The organism is Bacillus sp. FSL R10-2201, assembly GCF_038008665.1.
GTDB lineage: Bacteria > Bacillota > Bacilli > Bacillales > Bacillaceae_G > Bacillus_A > Bacillus_A mycoides.
Map to the genome: position 1 here is coordinate 3213299 of NZ_JBBOZP010000001.1, position 16756 is coordinate 3230054.

Below are 16756 nucleotides of genomic sequence, written 5' to 3' on the forward strand. Positions count from 1 at the left end.
AAATATTTTTTGTAACGATAAAAAAGATATAAAAACCAATTTAAACTGTAATGTTTTTTATTACATTTATTTTTTAAGAACTCACGGCTACATAATAATTAAGCCGCTTAACGTTCTTGATTAATAAGATCAACAACTTCTTTCATTGTATAATTCTTTAAATATTCACCTAGATGTTCTTCCGCACCTAAGAAAATAGCAAAAAGAACTTTCCGCATGTTCGAACCTACAATACACTGATCATTTGATTCTGGACACTTCGGCTGCAATGCCCCTTCAGAGGTTATTTGATACATATTCCAAAGATTAATTTCACTTAAATCACGGGCAAAAATAAAACCTCCACCCGTTCCCTCTTTTGATTGTATAAACTTATGTTTTTTTAACAAACTTAGCACTTTGCGAATGCGTACTGGATGAACACCTGCACTTTCGGAAATAGCATTACTTGTTGACATCCGATCTGGCTGTAAAGCTAAATAAGTTAAACTGTGAATGGCCAAGGTAAAGTCGCTGTTCATTGTTGTCCTCCTACGATAAAAAATATGATTTCTCGTTTAGTAACATACTGTAGCCATAAATATTACAGATAGGTTAGTCAAACGTTAAAATATATAAGAAGCATGCTTAGCATGAAAAAATAAATTCCTTTATATTCTATCAGAACTCCCCTATATCTCCTAACTTCATTTAGCTTTTTAAGTTGCAAATAAATTTAAACAGTCCACTGTTTCTTAACTTGTTCTTCTGCCAATTGTTTAATTTTTGTCCAAATCGTATCTTTACTCACAATAACATTTGTGTGATAGTTTCTATCTTTATAATTAACTGTAACACATACTTCAATCACTTCTGTTTCCTCCTTTCAAAATATTACTTATTAATTAGCCATTTTTTGCAATTCTATATTCAAAAATGTTCGAACGCTACGCGGTAAAAATTTGCGAATTTCTTCCTCATTAAAACCAACCTGTAATCTTTTTTCATCCAGCATAATTGGACGACGTAACATTTGAGGATACTCAATTATTAATTTATAAAACTCATTAAGCGAAAGCGCCTCAATATTTATATTTAATTCCTGAAAAGTTTTAGATCTAGTTGAAATAATTTCAGTAGCACCATCTTCAGTTAAACGAAGAATGGATTTAAGTTCATCGACTGTAAGAGAATTTGATACGATATTTTTTTCGGTATAATCAATTTGATGTTCTTCAAGCCATGCTTTTGCTTTTCGGCATGAACTACAGCTTGCTGTCGTATATAAAATCACCATATTTTACACACTCCTTTACTTTTTAAATTATTATATAGATTATTGAAATGTATTAAAAAAAATTACAGTTCAGAATGAAATACACGTTATATTATTCATTCGAGAATATTTAATTTATCTGTTTTTCACAAAAAATAGCAACTCACTTCTAAAAACTATACTGTAATTTTAAACTTTACAGTTCAATTAATCAACTGTTAAGTCTTGGATACATTCCATTAGTGGAACAAATCATTTTCTTTTGTACGAATGTCTCATAGTGTTACGGCTAACCACCTCTTTAAAGTACATTTTATCCCGCTATTTGAGTGCACCGCCTCAAAATTTGGCAAGAGCAAAAAAGTTAGGTCGAAGTCGGGCTCCCCTTAATAACCCAATTGGTAAGGTCTAATTATATTTCACTTTATTCATTTCATTCTTACATGTGCTACTATGAAATATAATTAGCATAATAAAAGCTACTGCATTGTAGGAGGAAATACGCGAACAAAAAAGCAAAGCGCCCACGCTTTGCTTCCTACAAAATCCCTTTTAACTTTTCACAAATTAACTTCGCTAAATATTCATAACCTTGTGGTCCGAAGTGTAAACCTTCCTTTTCATCATCTTCTACAAATCTCTTATAATCCTTTTCTTGAATCATTTCAGCGTACAAATTTAGAAAATGACTTCCTGTTTCTTTCGCCACTTCCTCAACCACATTTGCATATTGACCGAGTACTTCATTCGTTCTATTATATTGCCTTGCTTCATCAACTGGTGCAGGACTAATAAGTAATACTTTTTCTGATGAAATCGCACTTACAATTTTCTCTAAATTTTCTTTGTAAGATTGTAATGGCACTGGATCAAATAACACCGAATCATTCGTACCAAGAAAAACTGTTACAAAGTCTGGTTTATGTGATAGTACATCATCTTCAACCCTATGTAACGCATCGAACGTATTATCGCCCGGACCCCCCGCATTTACCACCTTCCAATTTGGAAACATCTCTTGCAGACGCGGTGTTAACCTTGGCGTTCCATCAAAAAACGTTTCATCAGCTGTAATACTATCACCGAAGCATACTAACGTTTTCATAGAGCTAATTCTCCTTTCACGTACGAAATAACTTTCCTTCTACCGCCTTAATATATCTTTCAGCAGAACGTTCCACTGCCTCATTTGCATTCTCTTTCACTACTCCGTGAAAAGCATTATATAAACGATTAAACTGTAATGGCTTCACTCGATTCGCCATTTCCTCCACTTTTCTCGCTGGCAATGGAATTAAGTTTGGATAGCTGTACATGAAACTCACCCACTGCTGATCCGCTACGACTTGAATAATATCACCTGTTAATAAAATACCTTTCCCATCATTTCCTTCTTCCCAATGTAATACAGAACCGCCGCTAAAATGTCCTCCGAGACGATGAATAGTAATTCCGTCCGCTAATTGTAAAGACTCACCAGACCAATAAATAATACGACTACTCGGGCGTACTACCCACTCTTTATCGTCTTCATGTATATAAATTGGTACATCAAACGTTTCTGCCCATTCTACTTGTATCGAATAATAATGAGGATGAGATAGTGCAATCGCATCTAACCCGCCCCACTCTTTTATCTTCCCAATTGTCGTTTCATCTAAATAAGTAATACAATCCCATAATAAACGATAGGAATCTGTTTTTATGACAAATGCTGTTTGACCGATCGCAAATTTAGGTTTTGTCGTAATGCTATAAAGTCTATGCTCTTCTTCTATTATTTCATTTTTATATGTATCACTCGTTCGCAAGTTTTCTAAAGTCGTCCAAGACTGCCCTTTCGGATTCACATATTGTCTCTCCTCATCACAAATAACACAACTTACCGGTTCTTCCACACTCGCTGCATACTGTACGCCGCACGTTGTACAAACGAAATTTTTCATAATAATTCCCCCTATCCATATATTTTTATTAAGCTGATTTTTGTTGATAATGATCTATTTTTTTATTTTCAATTAATAAACCTATTAGAGTTAGTAAGTAGACAGCTGTAACTGACAATGGAATTACAGTAAATCCATTGTCAGCAAAAAGAATCCCGCAAACTGACGTTACGAATACGGTCCCTACTGACAGTAAACCATAACTTTTACTTTCATAAATCCATACGTACGGTACAAAATGAACACCTATTAACATCGCTACTACAAAAGGTAACCACTCTGGAAATTGAAAATAGGCAAGTAACACAAACGGAATATTTAATACATTTATCCCGCCAATTACTCCTGCTAAAGTCCCGAGCGGATTTCCTTTCGCAAACATATCAATTTTTAATATGGCAGCTATCATTAGGCCGCAAGGAAACACACACCCCATACCAATTAAATACACCCACACAACTTGCTTTTCTGAAAGAAGAACACCCGTTATACTCGCTACAACCCAAAATAAAATACCAGCTATTATAACTGGAAATCCTTTTTTCGTTCTTTGTGCTAAATCTCGTTTTGCTTCTGCTATGTTCATTTCACTATCTCCCCCAAACTATTTGTACTATAAAGCCGGCTCAATTTCGCCCATCCAATAACGCCAAGCTATTAAGTAATCTTCTAAATCTTTCGGGTGGTGTCTTACACATGTATCTATACGCAAATATAATCCTATTACTATTTCTTCGTATAAATCTCGTTCTGTTTTATGAAATACACATTGCTTCATCACATAATCAATCGTTTCTTTCGTTACATCTTCCGGAGTTGAACAGAACGCATAAATTAAATCATATAAAGGATCTCCTAAAATAGGTAACGGATCAATTACCCCATGTAACCTATTCTGCCGAAATATAAAATTATGAAATCCGAAATCACCATGTAATAAAAATGGCTGATTTACTCCGGCATCCCTATTTGCTAGTTTAAGAACAATTCTATAATCTTCCTCACTTATGTAACGTCTTACATTTTCATAAGCTTCCATCACATTTGCCGTTAAAAATTCATTCCAACATTGAACCGGACTTTCTTTCCATCCCCAGCCTTCTGCCTCTGGAACCATTTTATACTTATTGATAACTTCTTTTACAAGTGTACGAAGCGTACTTCGTTTATATCCTTGTTTACACGAAGTATTACCTTCAAGGAAAGAATACACGAAATATGTATGTAAAGGTTCCTTATACAAAAGCTTTGAAAATAAACTATTCTCCTCATAAAATGAGAGAAAATTAGCTTCTTCACGTATTACTTCCGCTTCATTCAACTTTACTACATATTTTTCGTCCAACAAATATACAGTACTTGTCGTTCCTCCGTTCAACGCTTTTACGCTATTTGGATAATTTGAAATAACTTTCTCCTTAACTAGTTGTGCAGCAATTATTGAAATGTCCATTCTCTCACCCTTTAATTCCGAAGATTCCCTCAATTCAAAAGACAACTTTACTATTATTTGACAATCGCAAGAGAATCCCTTCTAACATCTTAATATTGCAGAAATTAATTTTCATTTTATCAAAACGGCTTCCTTCAAGATTTCATCATATAATTCATTCCATTTATAATGATACGCTGCACTCTCTTCTACTCTAACAAACATCCTTTTATCGGATTCATACTCACCGTCAAACTTATGCACTTCATTAATCTCCATCCGGTAGAACGGCTGATACCCTACTTTTGGATACGGACTATTTTCATTCCAATTTGGATTATCACTATGGTCAACGATAATATATCCAAATAAAGTACATTCTCCTTTTACATAACCTTCTTCCCACGCTTCTCTTTTAAAACATTCTTCTGGTAGTTCCCCTTCTTCTATATGCCCACCAGGAAAGTCCCAACCACGCTGCTCATGGTCTATCAGTAAAACCTTATTATTATGAAAACAAAAACCGTGAACACTCGTGATTCTTTCGTATTCTGGCAATATACAATCTTTTTTCCACGTTAACCTCACTTTTGATTCCCCATAATTTGCGCATATAGTTACCATTTCCCTCACTCCAAATGCTCTTCATTTAATCTAATATTCTCTATTGCACGATCTCTTTCTTTTAACTTACGAGCCAAACTTTCTACACCAAATACTTCTGTAAATGTGTGGCTTCCTACAATCAAATTGATGCCTTTAAATTTCGCATGTTGCACTGTATATAATGTTTTTTCTCCCGTTATGTACGTATCACAACCTTTTTCTAGCGCACGCTCAATAAGGTTTGTATTGTTTCCTGCACCTGTTAATATCGCAATCCGTTTTACTGGCCTGTCATGATTTTTCCAGCTCTTCACTTTCTCTTCCATTCTCTCTTCAAGTTTTTCAACTAAATTTGAAAACGGAATCGCTTCTTTATATTCTCCTATTCCCGGTAGCTCTTCTTCCTCATACGTGGAATATTCCAGTATTGTATCTATCCCAATTTCATTAAATAACGACGTACACGTGCCAAACTTTACAAAATCTAACGGCAAATGAATCCAAAAATGATTCATTTCATATTCTTTTAATTTCTCAATACAAGCCTCTTCCATACCGAATAGAAAACTCCACGGTGCATGATGTGTAACTATCATATCGACACCATTTCTATACGCTTCTTCAATTGTTTCTAGCGTCAAATTTGTCGTGTAACCTATTTTGTGAAATTCCTCTTTACTAATGTGAGTGAAGCCATACTCGTCATCACCGTATTTATTAAGATGCTCTTCAAAAAGTGATGTAATATGTTCTTTGAACTGCGTTATATTCATTTTCATTTCTCCTTTCATTTACTTTTATATTTCAAAAATAAGGAAATACTATTTAACGACGTTACATACATATAGGAGGACAATATGAAACCTGAATTTTTAAAAGCTATACATGAAGCGATTGGAAATGTTGAGCATATTCATATAGAAGAAAGTGGTGCAGATAGTTTAATTATTCATCACGATGATGCACAGCAATTAAAACAAGTTGCTGAAACGTTAGAAAACAATAATTTCCGCTCTACTATTAGAACAGCTGGGGATGCTTCGTATATTGAAGTGTTGAACAGGTAAGAAGAAGTCCAGTTTATATACTGGGCTTCATTCTTTTATATTGAAACTTCAAACTCCTTCACATACACCGCTGTTCCAGCAATATCTATTTGTAACTTCTCATTTTCTACATCTTTCGTTACATAAACCGTTACACGACCATCTTTATTTATTTCCTGTCCTTGCTCAACGATTAACTCCAATTCACGGTCAAAATCTTTCTCCAAATACGTCGCATAATACGCTCCCATTACCCCTGAAGCTGTTCCTGTCACTGGATCTTCAATCATTCCAGAATAAGGTGATGAAAAATGACGACCGTGCATTTGCACCTGTTCATCATAAGTTTCTAGACAAACTGGATGGATAGAAGCCTTAGGTATTTCTTTTAATACCGATGGAAACGCCTCATTTTTAGGTTTCATTCTTTCACATGCATCTAGATTTTTAATCGGTACAATTACAGTCCAGTTCCCCGTACTTCCATATACAATTGGTACACTTGCATCTAAATCAGTTACTTCTAACCCGATACTATGAGCTAATTCTTCTTTTGAACCTGCAAAATCTTTAAACTGAGGTGCTGCCTGCCTCATTTTAATAAAGGTTTCTCCATTTTCATTTGCACCTATTTGTATTGGTAAAATACCTGCCTTCGTCTCAATCGTAAGGTTTGTTTTTTCTTCTAATAAACCTCTTTCACGCAAGGCATATATAGTTCCAACTGTCCCATGACCACATAAATCCATTTCAAACCCTGGTGTAAAATAGCGCATTCTTATATCTGCTACTTCTGAAGAAAGAACGAAAGATGTTTCGTTAAATCCAACTTTTTCAGCAATACGCTGCATGTCCTCTTCCGTTAATCCATCCGCCTCTAATACAATACCTGCTGGATTTCCCATATTTGATTTATTCGTAAATGCGTCGTAATGAAATACGTTTATAGTCTTCATTTTTTATCCCCTTATTTGTTCGTTTCATTATTTTTATAATAAATAAGAAAATCTACCCACTTACCATTCCCCATAGAAAATGCCTCTCTCGTACATTCAAATGAAAAACCAGCTCTTTCTGCAAGACGAATAGATGGCTCATTATCGATATGTATATGTAATTCGATTCTATGAAATTGAAGGCCATTAAAAAATAACGGCAGCGCAGCTATTACACTTTCTGCTCCGTATCCATTTTTCCAATGTTGATTATGAATAGAGTAACCCATCATCGCCCATTGATAGTCCATACGTAAAATTTTTATAAGTTCTAGCTTTCCAATATTGGCGCCATCTTCTTTCTGAAAAATACCTAGAACGTACATTTCATCCCGTCTTGCCGCCTCATCAAATCCTCTTATCCATTCCGTAAACCATTCTTTCGTTGAAGACGACATGTCATGATAGCCATCATCGTATTTATATTGAGATGGTAACCTCTTATTGAATCCATCTAACCAACTTTCATAATCCTCTTTTTGAAATGGACGAATAATCAGTCTCTCTGTCTCTACTTGTAATAGTGGCAGCTTCATTTATATCTCTTCCTTTAATTGTTAATTGAATATTCTTTATTATCTTACACAAAATACAAAATCTAGTAAATCATTATGTTTTTTATAAACAAAAATCCAGTTATGCTTTTTACATAACTGGATTCTTCATTATTTAATAACCTTTTATTTCACAAGAAAAACATCCCTTAATTCCCTCTTCAACACTTTCCCTAAAGCGTTTTTCGGTAATTCGTCCATAAATACAACTTCTGGTATTTTATAGCTTGCTAGTTTTTCTTTACAATGCTGAATAATCTCTTCTTCTGTTAAAGACGTTTGAATGTCCTTTACAATGTAAGCTGTTGGAACCTCCCCCCAAAAGTCATTTGGAATCCCAACTACTGCAACTTCTAAAACGCCATTTATTTCATGAATTACATCTTCTACTTGATCTGGATATACGTTGTCACCACCGCGTACGATAACGTCTTTATATCTTCCCATAATATGTAGAAATCCATCATCATCTATCATACCGGCATCACCCATGTTAAACCAATTATCTTTTACTACCTTCTTTGTTGCCTCTTCATTATTCCAATATCCTTTAAACATGTACGGGCTTTTCACGTGAATCTCTCCAACTTTATTTGTTGTTAGCTCATCACCTGTTTCTGGATGAACAATTTTCAGCTCTACATGTTTCAAAGTTTTCCCTACAGAAGACATTTTTTCTTTTCCCATATTTGGATGCCAAGAAGTTACTACCCAACCTTCTGTACTCCCATAACCTTGCACCATATAAATGCCTTTTTCCATATATTTTTGAATGAGTGTTTCTGGCACCTTTGTACCACCACTTTGCGCTACTTTAAAGGCCGAAATGTTGCGCTCTTTTTTATCTAATTCATCAAGCATGTAACTATAAACAGCTGGGAACGCAAGCATCGTAGTAATTTTCTCTTCTTCAATCTTATCCCAAATAAGAGTAGGATTCGAATCAGCTAAAAAGACCATCGTAACGCCATGATAAATACAATTTAAAATAGAAAGCACGCCACTCATATGAAACAATGGGTGCACTGATAAAAAGCGTTCACCTGCTGGAATTTCTCTTTGCCCCGCAATTTCAGTAAAATAATGGTGTAAGTTTTTATGACCAATTACACATGCTTTTGCCTGTCCAGTCGTTCCTGAAGTAAATAAGTAAATGGCATCATCATCTTCATGAACTTCCACATTCGGCTCTGTTATTGGCTGTTCCTTTAATTTTAATTCAAATGAGCCAAATCCTTCTTTTGTCGTCTCAATTACATAAGGAATTTCTTTAACTCCATTAATCTTTAATACAACTTCACTAAATTCATCATCAATAACTAATACTTTTAATCTCGCTTCTTTTACAATCGATTCTAATTCATAAGCAGTAAGCTGATGATTAAGCGGAATAAATACCGCTCCAATTTTTAAGCTTGCCATCATAACGCTTGGAAACGGATGATTATTTTTGCATAGAATTCCTATACGATCCCCTCTTTCCATACCGGTATGTAACAAATAATGTGCAAGCTGATTTACTCGTTCATTATACTGCTGAAACGAATACCTTTTCTCTCCACCGATAAGCGCTTCCAAATTTGGTGACTGCATTGCTCTTTTTTGTAATAATTGTCGCATCGTTCTCAAGTAAAACTCCCCTTTATATGTGTTAGGGTTTTTATTTTACCAGATTAATTATTAATTTACTAAAGATTAAACTTAGTGAATTTAAATGAAGTGAATCTTTAGTCGATGTGAGGTGTTCATCCCCACTGATTATTAGTCCACACCTTACGGGCGGTTAATGCGGGATAAACAAAAATAGCCATCTACTTAACAAGTAAATGGCTATTTCTCCTTATATATTAGAAAACTCCTTATTCATCACATATTTCACATACTCAGGTGCACTTTTGTCAATCTCTTCATCACTGATTTCATATTCCGCACCATATAAATAAAATGATGCTATAAATTCCATTCCTGTATATAAGCTCGTAGCGTGGAATGGTTTCGTTAATTCATCCATTGTAATTCCGCTATTTTTATAGTCTTTTTCTAACCCACCTATAGAAATAGCTACACCAAATTCTTTCCCCTTCACTTTATCCCCTTTTGATCCGTAGGCAAATCCATATGTTAATACATCATCGAACCATTTTTTTAATAATGGTGGTGAACTGTACCAATAAAGCGGAAATTGAAATATATATCTGTCATGTTCTACTAATAGCTTTTGCTCTTCTTCAATATTAAACTCCCAATTTGGTGCCGCTTTATATAATTCATGCACCGTTATTTCATCCGAATGTTTCTCAAGTTCTTCGATCCATCTTTTATTAATTTTTGATTTTTCAATATCAGGGTGTGCTACAATTACAAGTGTTCTCATCATCTTCCATCCCCTTTTTAAATTATTCAATCCTTTACGTATTAGTATGAGTGAGTCACATATAATTGAAAAGTACGTACTTTAAAGTGCTATAGGAACCTTAAAGTACCTTTGGAGGTGTTATATGAATCAAAATGATAATTGCCCAATCGCAACGACACTCGACGTGATCGGTGGAAAATGGAAAATTCATATTTTATGTGTTTTGGCGGATGGAAAAATGCGAACAAATGAAATAAAACGAGAAATTCCAAACATTACACAAAAAGTTCTCACACAGCAACTTCGGCAACTTGAGGCTGATGGGATTATCCATCGTACTGTATATCAAGAAGTACCACCAAAGGTTGAGTACACAATAAGCGAACATGGAAAATCTTTAATGCAAATTATGGATGAACTATTTGAATGGGGAAAAGACCATCAGATCAAAAGATTACATGACTAAAAAAACTACCAAATTCTTTACATACTAGTGGGAATGGCACATCACTATCAAGCTAACAAAAAGACCCTAATAAGAAAACTTTCATTTTTATAATCCATTTAAACTTTAGCTTGATAGTGATACGGCAAGACCCTAATAAAGAAATGTATTAAACAAATTAAAAACAACAACACATACGACTAATGTTAATAAGAAAATTATAGTCGCTGAATTGCTTACTTAATTTTGAAATCTAAACAGTTACCCTTTAAGCCAAGCTTAATAATATCGCTTTTGTACGATTATCTGTTACCTCATAATAAATTTCTAATCCTTTCCGAGTACCTGTAACGACTTTAGTAGCTTTTAGTTTAGATAAATGTTGACTAATTGTACTTTGAGGCATTTGTAATGTTTCATACATTGTCGTTACGTTAATAGGACCTTTTGCAAGCATTATTTTTACTAATGATAAACGGACAGGATGCGCCAACACCTTTAATACTTCAGTGATTTCTTCATACATTTCTTTCATATTTTTTCTCCCCTTTTATATAAATATTAATGATATCCATATATATAATTCGAAAGGATATACGATTTTATGTCCGTCATTTTAAAAAATATTAAGAAATTCCTTCAGATGGAAGGAATCCCTCTGTTCAATATTCTATAGATTTTTCTTTCACTCGATATTATGTGGTAGGAGCTTTCCTTACTGAGACCCTCTACCATTGTTCCCTTGCTGGTGCCCATTATTCCCTTGCGATCCTCTACCGTTGTTTTCTTGCTGATGCCCATTATTCCCTTGCGATTCTCTTCCGTTGTTCCCTTGACCATTCCCATTATTCCCTTGCGATTCTCTTCCGTTGTTTCCTTGACCATTCCCATTATTCCCTTGCGATTCTCTTCCGTTGTTTCCTTGACCATTTCCATTATTCCCTTGCGATTCTCTTCCGTTATTCTCTTGCTGATGCCCATTATTCCCTTGGGATCCTCTACCGTTGTTTTCTTGCTGGTGTCCATTATTTTCTTTTTGTGGACCTCTACCGTTGTTTTCTTGCTGATGTCCATTATTCCCTTGCGATTCTCTTCCGTTGTTCCCTTGCTGGTTTCCATTATTCCCTTGGGACCCTCTGCCGTTGTTTCCTTGCCCATTTCCATTATTTCCTTGTGACTCTCTGCCGTTGTTTCCTTGCCCATTTCCATTATTTCCTTGTGACCCTCTGCCGTTGTTTCCTTGCCCATTCCCATTATTTCCTTGTGATCCTCTTCCGTTGTTCTCTTGCTGATTCCCATTATTTTCTTTTATTTGCTTCGGTTGTTGTTCCTTAGATTGCTTTTGTTCTATATGCTCTTTCTTCTCGTTGCTTTCTTCTTTTACAGGAGATGCGTCCGATGATGCATCAGAAGATGACTTTTGTTGTTCTTGATTAGACGGAGGTGCAGGTGGAGTAAGCGATTTTTGCTTCTCATTCTCTTGTTTTATATAAACGCCCGTTCCAACCCCTGCTTTCTTGGCATCCTCCCGCATTTGCATCGTACTGCTTTGATATTCAACTGTAATATGTTTTATCTCATACTCTTTCTTTAATTCCTGCATAACCTTTTCCAACTGTGGTTCTAACGACTTGTCCTTTGTAACAGCTGTTAGCATAACTTGCTTATCATTCGTTAAGTACTTATCCCCTTGACTCTGCTTTATAATAGTACGTATTACGTCTTGCAGATACTTATTTTCCCACCCTTTCATTTCTTTTAAAATACGCCTTCCATCATCATTACAAGCTCGCAAATCTATAACACGAAGATCCTTTGTTACGCTCACCTCTAAACTTGGATTTATATCAACTGAGACATAAGCAAATACTTTTTCTTCCGGTTGGTTGTAGAAAAACAGCAACACACATAGAAAACAAGTAACAAGTAATGATGCAGGCTTTAAGAAAGAAGGGATTGAAAAACGCGGTGCTCTTTGCTCTTGTTCGTTAAACGAGATTTCCTCTCCAATCATGTAAGAGTGTACTTTTCTTTTAAACGTAATAAACTCTCCATTTGGAGTTAAAACAACTACGTTATGTTTCTTTATATCCATCACAATTCCTTTATTCATCATGCTTCTCCCCTCTTATATAATCCAGAATATATGTATAGTTGTTTGCAAAGATAATACACATCGCAATAATGTATTTTCGATGTCGCTCCAACGTTTTACGACTTACCCTAACACGTGGTTCAATATGTTTAAGGGGTAACTTTTTCTTTCGGAACAGCTCTTCCATCATTTTCTCGTCTTTTATAATAATCTTTACAATTTCTATTAAGTGCTCACGCGTATCACGATGCTTAGGGGATTCCTTAGCAAGCTCTGAAAATGTGATTTTAAACTCAGCTAGCACACTTTGAAAATGAAGAATTTCCTCCTTACGGTTACTATTTTCCATCTCTTTCATATACTCCGTAAGCGATACTTGTATTTCTAATATTTCCTCTTGCTTATCTTCTTTTAAAAAGACAAGATTATGCTTAGACTCCTTGCGTATATAGTCAATTACATCTCTTTTTATAAGAAGATCAGCAAACGCTAGAAAAGATTTTCCTTTTTTATATGAATACTGTTCAATTGCTTCGTTAAACGCAAACAATCCAATACTATATTCATCATCCTGTTCTGTAATGTACCTGCGGCAGACAGACGAGATTGATTTTCTAATAAACGGCTGATACTGTACGATAAAAGCTTCCTTATCTCCTCCGTTGTTTTGTATGTTAAATACGATATCTTCTATTTTCGTTTTTTTTAAGATTTTCATTACTAAACTCAACACTAGTAATCTCCCTGCCTCCTTCTGCTTCAAATAGCAAAATGGCCACTAAACAAGTGACCATTTAACCACATTTTCTTAGTACTTTTCTTTGGGCTTGTCTTCTTGCTGGTGCTCATATTTTTCGAGGCCGACTTTTTATATGACTATTTTTTCCACTTGTACTAAAGTGAAGTCTGTATTTTGTATTACTTTCTTGTTTTCTTTTGCAATACCACTTGTTCTTCTTGCTCTTTTCTATTTTAGCTGCAATCTTTGAATAACTCTTCGCTATATTTTTGGTAATTTTAGCTTTTTCTTCTACTTATATATATTCGAAGGAACAAATAATTTTATGGGGGTCAAAAAAATATTTTTTATAAAATAGTTATTTTTTCAAAAATAAAAACCATCAATTGGAAGAAACTCGTTATAACTCCTCCTTATGGTAATTCCTTTGTAAACCTTTTTATTTAAATGTATAATTGTATTAAAAGTCTAAAATTTCAGAACCTGAGGGAAGCGTCATGAAAAGTTTTGGTACGTTAGTAATCTCTACCGTCATTTCAGCAGGCTTAGTGTATTATAATATCGATTCCTTTTATAATAAATTTACATCCGGGAATACATATTACTGGGTAAACGGTATCCTAGCTGCTGGATTCCTTATATCCTTAATTATCAACATAAAAGATATCATCAAGAAAAACTACACAACTTCTGAATCAAATTAAGGAGCCTATTATGGTTCCTTTTTCTATGCAAAATAAAAAAGCAGCTGTTAAGCTACTTTGAATTCTTCTTATCCCCAAATGAAATGATATATATATTCTCCCGTTACACGTTCATTAATTCCAGCGATCCTAGCGAATCTCATTAAGTCCGCCCCTTGAAGAAAATACACCGAGATCGTAACTGGTACTTGTGACCACATGAATTGATAAAGCTCATTCACTCTCTGATTCATCGAAACGATTAAATCATTTACAGGTCCATGATTCCATGCAGAGGTTTGAACTGAAGTGAACGGAAGGTCTTTCCCATTAACCACTATTCTTACCACACTTTGAGTTATGTCCACAACAATCCCCTCCACCATTACAAAATTTAAGCCTGTTTCTATACTCATATTCTTGATTAATAATAAATGTTTAAGGCAAACCCCTATTTTCATTTCTACTCAAAAACAATTTAAATGATTCTTCTTTATTTCTCAATATAAGGAGCCTTGGATTTTCATTAAAACTCCTGTAGTATATGAACAAAGAGTAAGGTAAGAGTTACTCTTTGCCATTTTAGGAAAGGTTCTGTTGGAAACAACAGGACCTTTTTTCGTAAAGAGATGGTTTTGTTTAATTTCTCACCACTAACCACAAAAAATATCTTATAATCGTTATATACTAAATTAAAATAATGGATTAGGAGTAGATCAAATGCCAGTTACACTAGAACTTATTCTTTTCATTCTTCTAGCAATTAGCGCTATTGGCTATTTAGCAAAAGAATTTCAAAAAACTAGGAAAAGAACACTTGGAATTTCACTAGAATTCTTGGTTCTTTTCTGGTCAATATGGAGAATATCGACTATCATAATCTGATTTGTAAAACATGAATTCCTTCGAATAAAAATCAATATTATGTCCATAATGTTGATAGGCTGTATGCCAAAATCCATTTAGTTTTCTCTGTATCTCCTTGTATTGAGCAGTTAGTTTTTGCTAGCTGCTCTTTTATTTATGAAAAAAGATAAAATTTTTTATAATGATTCTTCTTTATTTCTCAATATAAGGAGCCTTGGATTTTCATTAAAACTCCTGTAGTATATGAACAAAGAGTAAGGTAAGAGTTACTCTTTGCCATTTTAGGAAAGGTTCTGTTGGAAACAGCAGAACCTTTTTTCGTGATTTAAAGGTACTAAGACAAAATGAAATATTTACCATGAAGGTAATTGTTAAATATTTTACGCTTATATAGTATAATGGGATAGTTATTGTGTATTGGCATTAAGAGGAGCGTCCTGATTAAGCGCTTCTCTTTTTTTATAAAATAGCTCCAAATTACTTGGACACATTTACCAGTTTATTCAACACAAATATCATGTTAAAATCCCTTGTGAATACGACATAACTCAACTTGGTGAAGCCCTGTAATATTTCCTGTAGGGCTTCTTTTTTTACAAGCAGTTATTTCATTAAGCTGACTACCTTGTTGTGCAAAATAACGATTTTGTTCACTTTTTTGATACATTTATAAAACATTCATATGTTATCTTCAGTAAGTTCTATTTCCTTTATAATATTGTGTGAAGTATACCAACGAACGAAGCCTAAAAAACTCTAATGAAGTGATGAAAAAAACCTAATTTCTCTACAAAACATTGAGAAATTAGGCTTTTTAATAGAAAAAATAGCATTCATAAACAATGAATACAGTTTAACTCTTCAATTCTATTTTCACAGATTCATATATTCTTCTAAAGTCAGTTTTTCCTTATATATATTTTCAGCAATATCTCCTACATAGCGAATATGCCAAGGTTCATATGCATAACCCGTAATACTTTCCTTCCCCTTAGGATAACGAATGATAAACCCTGCACGATGCGCGTTTTCTTTCAGCCATTTTCCTTCCTTCGTATTCGCAAAGGATAGCTCTAGTTCATTGTTCGCACTTTTAGAAGAAACATCCATCGTTAACCCTGTTTGATGTTCGCTATGCCCTGGCTTTGCAGAGAAGCGATCCGTATGCTCTTGCCCTTTCTTTTTAACATTGTTGGCATACAGACCTTTTTGATACTCATAGGAACGAAATCCTGAAACAGCATTCAACTGGATCCCATCTTGCTTAGCTAAAAGGAATAGTTTTTCTAACGCTTCCGCTGCTTCTTTACGAAGATGACTCTTTTCTACCGTTCCACTAAATGAGAACGGTACATTTGGTACAACTAAATCCTCTGGCATATAGTCTTCGGGTAAACCATATTCCTTATTTACTACAGCCTGTATACTAGCAAAGGAACTTGCTATCTTATTTGAAGTCCCATTTTGCTTACTATTTTTTTCTTTATTTATGGAGTTTTCACTAGTTTCATGGTTTGTCTTATATGGTTCTTTACCAATAGATATATTGGTGTAAATGATAAAGATACCTAGCATTACTACTATACAAGTTAAGGTTCCTACTAATTTAAGTCTCATCATTCATTTCCTTCCTGCAACTCCTACTGTTACTCATTCATCATACTTCAACCATATCAAATCCATATTAATTCCTTGTGAACTTTTCTTCATAACGCATTCCTTAATAGATTGATAGTA

The 16756-nt window shown here is 34.4% G+C and carries 22 protein-coding genes; 3 read left to right on the plus strand and 19 right to left on the minus strand.

The window, feature by feature from the left end:
• Positions 1 to 107 precede the first annotated feature (107 nt).
• The 9 genes from saiR to NSQ69_RS16640 all read right to left on the minus strand — a co-directional run bounded on the left by saiR (position 108) and on the right by NSQ69_RS16640 (position 6012).
• On the minus strand, positions 108 to 521 hold the full coding sequence (gene saiR, locus NSQ69_RS16600) for an Rrf2-family transcriptional regulator SaiR (RefSeq protein ID WP_001083471.1): 414 nt from the start codon (positions 519 to 521) through the stop codon (positions 108 to 110).
• Between the two features lie 194 nt (positions 522 to 715).
• Entirely contained in the window at positions 716 to 850 is a 135-nt protein-coding gene (locus NSQ69_RS16605) for a BA3454 family stress response protein (RefSeq protein ID WP_000573513.1), read from the minus strand.
• A 30-nt stretch (positions 851 to 880) separates the two neighbouring features.
• Positions 881 to 1276, minus strand: a complete 396-nt coding sequence (gene spxA, locus NSQ69_RS16610; RefSeq protein ID WP_000236196.1) for a transcriptional regulator SpxA — start codon at positions 1274 to 1276, stop codon at positions 881 to 883.
• A 517-nt stretch (positions 1277 to 1793) separates the two neighbouring features.
• Entirely contained in the window at positions 1794 to 2360 is a 567-nt protein-coding gene (locus NSQ69_RS16615; RefSeq protein WP_341099512.1) for an SGNH/GDSL hydrolase family protein, read from the minus strand.
• A 16-nt stretch (positions 2361 to 2376) separates the two neighbouring features.
• A complete protein-coding gene (locus tag NSQ69_RS16620; protein WP_002167930.1) occupies positions 2377 to 3201 on the minus strand; it encodes a hypothetical protein in 825 nt (274 codons plus the stop codon).
• Between the two features lie 28 nt (positions 3202 to 3229).
• Positions 3230 to 3787 carry a DUF7010 family protein gene (locus NSQ69_RS16625; RefSeq protein WP_002014046.1) on the minus strand — a complete coding sequence of 186 codons (558 nt, stop codon included), beginning with the start codon at positions 3785 to 3787 and terminating at the stop codon, positions 3230 to 3232.
• Between the two features lie 27 nt (positions 3788 to 3814).
• Positions 3815 to 4654, minus strand: coding sequence for a phosphotransferase family protein (locus tag NSQ69_RS16630; protein WP_002128328.1), 840 nt, complete (start codon positions 4652 to 4654; stop codon positions 3815 to 3817).
• 111 nt (positions 4655 to 4765) lie between these two features.
• Positions 4766 to 5257, minus strand: coding sequence for an NUDIX hydrolase (locus NSQ69_RS16635; protein ID WP_002014049.1), 492 nt, complete (start codon positions 5255 to 5257; stop codon positions 4766 to 4768).
• A gap of 5 nt (positions 5258 to 5262) precedes the next feature.
• Complete coding sequence (locus NSQ69_RS16640; protein ID WP_341099513.1) at positions 5263 to 6012, minus strand: Nif3-like dinuclear metal center hexameric protein; 750 nt, start codon at positions 6010 to 6012, stop codon at positions 5263 to 5265.
• An 84-nt stretch (positions 6013 to 6096) separates the two neighbouring features.
• Here NSQ69_RS16640 and NSQ69_RS16645 point away from each other — a divergent pair, with 84 nt between their 5' ends.
• Positions 6097 to 6306 (plus strand): hypothetical protein, encoded by a 210-nt coding sequence (locus NSQ69_RS16645; RefSeq protein ID WP_002014052.1) that lies wholly within the window; start codon positions 6097 to 6099, stop codon positions 6304 to 6306.
• A 35-nt stretch (positions 6307 to 6341) separates the two neighbouring features.
• Here NSQ69_RS16645 and NSQ69_RS16650 read toward each other — a convergent pair whose 3' ends face one another.
• The 4 genes from NSQ69_RS16650 to NSQ69_RS16665 all read right to left on the minus strand — a co-directional run bounded on the left by NSQ69_RS16650 (position 6342) and on the right by NSQ69_RS16665 (position 10208).
• Positions 6342 to 7241: a PhzF family phenazine biosynthesis protein gene (locus NSQ69_RS16650; protein ID WP_341099514.1), complete on the minus strand. Its 900-nt coding sequence runs from the start codon at positions 7239 to 7241 to the stop codon at positions 6342 to 6344.
• An 11-nt stretch (positions 7242 to 7252) separates the two neighbouring features.
• Positions 7253 to 7816: a GNAT family N-acetyltransferase gene (locus tag NSQ69_RS16655; RefSeq protein WP_002128332.1), complete on the minus strand. Its 564-nt coding sequence runs from the start codon at positions 7814 to 7816 to the stop codon at positions 7253 to 7255.
• A 144-nt stretch (positions 7817 to 7960) separates the two neighbouring features.
• Entirely contained in the window at positions 7961 to 9463 is a 1503-nt protein-coding gene (locus tag NSQ69_RS16660) for a class I adenylate-forming enzyme family protein (RefSeq protein ID WP_050001051.1), read from the minus strand.
• Between the two features lie 211 nt (positions 9464 to 9674).
• Positions 9675 to 10208 carry an NAD(P)H-dependent oxidoreductase gene (locus NSQ69_RS16665; protein WP_341099885.1) on the minus strand — a complete coding sequence of 178 codons (534 nt, stop codon included), beginning with the start codon at positions 10206 to 10208 and terminating at the stop codon, positions 9675 to 9677.
• A gap of 124 nt (positions 10209 to 10332) precedes the next feature.
• Between NSQ69_RS16665 and NSQ69_RS16670 the strand changes: the two genes are divergently transcribed.
• On the plus strand, positions 10333 to 10656 hold the full coding sequence (locus NSQ69_RS16670; RefSeq protein ID WP_002033301.1) for a winged helix-turn-helix transcriptional regulator: 324 nt from the start codon (positions 10333 to 10335) through the stop codon (positions 10654 to 10656).
• 247 nt (positions 10657 to 10903) lie between these two features.
• On the opposite strand, the gene NSQ69_RS16675 is transcribed toward NSQ69_RS16670, so the two are convergent.
• From NSQ69_RS16675 to sigI, 3 genes are all read right to left on the minus strand, one after another.
• Positions 10904 to 11170, minus strand: a complete 267-nt coding sequence (locus NSQ69_RS16675) for an ArsR/SmtB family transcription factor (RefSeq protein ID WP_000661861.1) — start codon at positions 11168 to 11170, stop codon at positions 10904 to 10906.
• Positions 11171 to 11350: 180 nt separating this feature from the next.
• Entirely contained in the window at positions 11351 to 12748 is a 1398-nt protein-coding gene (locus NSQ69_RS16680) for an anti-sigma factor domain-containing protein (protein ID WP_078203927.1), read from the minus strand.
• Positions 12741 to 13463 (minus strand): RNA polymerase sigma factor SigI, encoded by a 723-nt coding sequence (sigI, locus tag NSQ69_RS16685; RefSeq protein WP_002128341.1) that lies wholly within the window; start codon positions 13461 to 13463, stop codon positions 12741 to 12743. Before sigI ends, NSQ69_RS16680 begins: the two co-directional genes overlap by 8 nt.
• A gap of 503 nt (positions 13464 to 13966) precedes the next feature.
• Here sigI and NSQ69_RS16690 point away from each other — a divergent pair.
• Positions 13967 to 14173 carry a hypothetical protein gene (locus NSQ69_RS16690; RefSeq protein WP_000834521.1) on the plus strand — a complete coding sequence of 69 codons (207 nt, stop codon included), beginning with the start codon at positions 13967 to 13969 and terminating at the stop codon, positions 14171 to 14173.
• Positions 14174 to 14241: 68 nt separating this feature from the next.
• On the opposite strand, the gene NSQ69_RS16695 is transcribed toward NSQ69_RS16690, so the two are convergent.
• From NSQ69_RS16695 to NSQ69_RS16705, 3 genes are all read right to left on the minus strand, one after another.
• Positions 14242 to 14613: a hypothetical protein gene (locus NSQ69_RS16695; RefSeq protein ID WP_063226228.1), complete on the minus strand. Its 372-nt coding sequence runs from the start codon at positions 14611 to 14613 to the stop codon at positions 14242 to 14244.
• 926 nt (positions 14614 to 15539) lie between these two features.
• Positions 15540 to 15686: a hypothetical protein gene (locus NSQ69_RS16700; RefSeq protein WP_003193688.1), complete on the minus strand. Its 147-nt coding sequence runs from the start codon at positions 15684 to 15686 to the stop codon at positions 15540 to 15542.
• Positions 15687 to 15892: 206 nt separating this feature from the next.
• Positions 15893 to 16636 (minus strand): M15 family metallopeptidase, encoded by a 744-nt coding sequence (locus NSQ69_RS16705; RefSeq protein WP_033709884.1) that lies wholly within the window; start codon positions 16634 to 16636, stop codon positions 15893 to 15895.
• Between the last annotated feature and the right edge of the window lie 120 nt (positions 16637 to 16756).

What these genes read in the sequence shown, in the direction of transcription:
- saiR (WP_001083471.1), bottom strand. Translation starts at nt 521, where the DNA reads ATGAACAGCGACTTTACCTTGGCCATTCACAGTTTAACTTATTTAGCT.
- spxA (WP_000236196.1), bottom strand. Translation starts at nt 1,276, where the DNA reads ATGGTGATTTTATATACGACAGCAAGCTGTAGTTCATGCCGAAAAGCA.
- NSQ69_RS16615 (WP_341099512.1), bottom strand. Translation starts at nt 2,360, where the DNA reads ATGAAAACGTTAGTATGCTTCGGTGATAGTATTACAGCTGATGAAACG.
- NSQ69_RS16620 (WP_002167930.1), bottom strand. Translation starts at nt 3,201, where the DNA reads ATGAAAAATTTCGTTTGTACAACGTGCGGCGTACAGTATGCAGCGAGT.
- NSQ69_RS16625 (WP_002014046.1), bottom strand. Translation starts at nt 3,787, where the DNA reads ATGAACATAGCAGAAGCAAAACGAGATTTAGCACAAAGAACGAAAAAA.
- NSQ69_RS16630 (WP_002128328.1), bottom strand. Translation starts at nt 4,654, where the DNA reads ATGGACATTTCAATAATTGCTGCACAACTAGTTAAGGAGAAAGTTATT.
- NSQ69_RS16635 (WP_002014049.1), bottom strand. Translation starts at nt 5,257, where the DNA reads ATGGTAACTATATGCGCAAATTATGGGGAATCAAAAGTGAGGTTAACG.
- NSQ69_RS16640 (WP_341099513.1), bottom strand. Translation starts at nt 6,012, where the DNA reads ATGAATATAACGCAGTTCAAAGAACATATTACATCACTTTTTGAAGAG.
- NSQ69_RS16645 (WP_002014052.1), top strand. Translation starts at nt 6,097, where the DNA reads ATGAAACCTGAATTTTTAAAAGCTATACATGAAGCGATTGGAAATGTT.
- NSQ69_RS16650 (WP_341099514.1), bottom strand. Translation starts at nt 7,241, where the DNA reads ATGAAGACTATAAACGTATTTCATTACGACGCATTTACGAATAAATCA.
- NSQ69_RS16655 (WP_002128332.1), bottom strand. Translation starts at nt 7,816, where the DNA reads ATGAAGCTGCCACTATTACAAGTAGAGACAGAGAGACTGATTATTCGT.
- NSQ69_RS16665 (WP_341099885.1), bottom strand. Translation starts at nt 10,208, where the DNA reads ATGAGAACACTTGTAATTGTAGCACACCCTGATATTGAAAAATCAAAA.
- NSQ69_RS16670 (WP_002033301.1), top strand. Translation starts at nt 10,333, where the DNA reads ATGAATCAAAATGATAATTGCCCAATCGCAACGACACTCGACGTGATC.
- NSQ69_RS16675 (WP_000661861.1), bottom strand. Translation starts at nt 11,170, where the DNA reads ATGAAAGAAATGTATGAAGAAATCACTGAAGTATTAAAGGTGTTGGCG.
- NSQ69_RS16680 (WP_078203927.1), bottom strand. Translation starts at nt 12,748, where the DNA reads ATGAATAAAGGAATTGTGATGGATATAAAGAAACATAACGTAGTTGTT.
- NSQ69_RS16690 (WP_000834521.1), top strand. Translation starts at nt 13,967, where the DNA reads ATGAAAAGTTTTGGTACGTTAGTAATCTCTACCGTCATTTCAGCAGGC.
- NSQ69_RS16695 (WP_063226228.1), bottom strand. Translation starts at nt 14,613, where the DNA reads ATGAAAATAGGGGTTTGCCTTAAACATTTATTATTAATCAAGAATATG.
- NSQ69_RS16700 (WP_003193688.1), bottom strand. Translation starts at nt 15,686, where the DNA reads ATGTATCAAAAAAGTGAACAAAATCGTTATTTTGCACAACAAGGTAGT.
- NSQ69_RS16705 (WP_033709884.1), bottom strand. Translation starts at nt 16,636, where the DNA reads ATGAGACTTAAATTAGTAGGAACCTTAACTTGTATAGTAGTAATGCTA.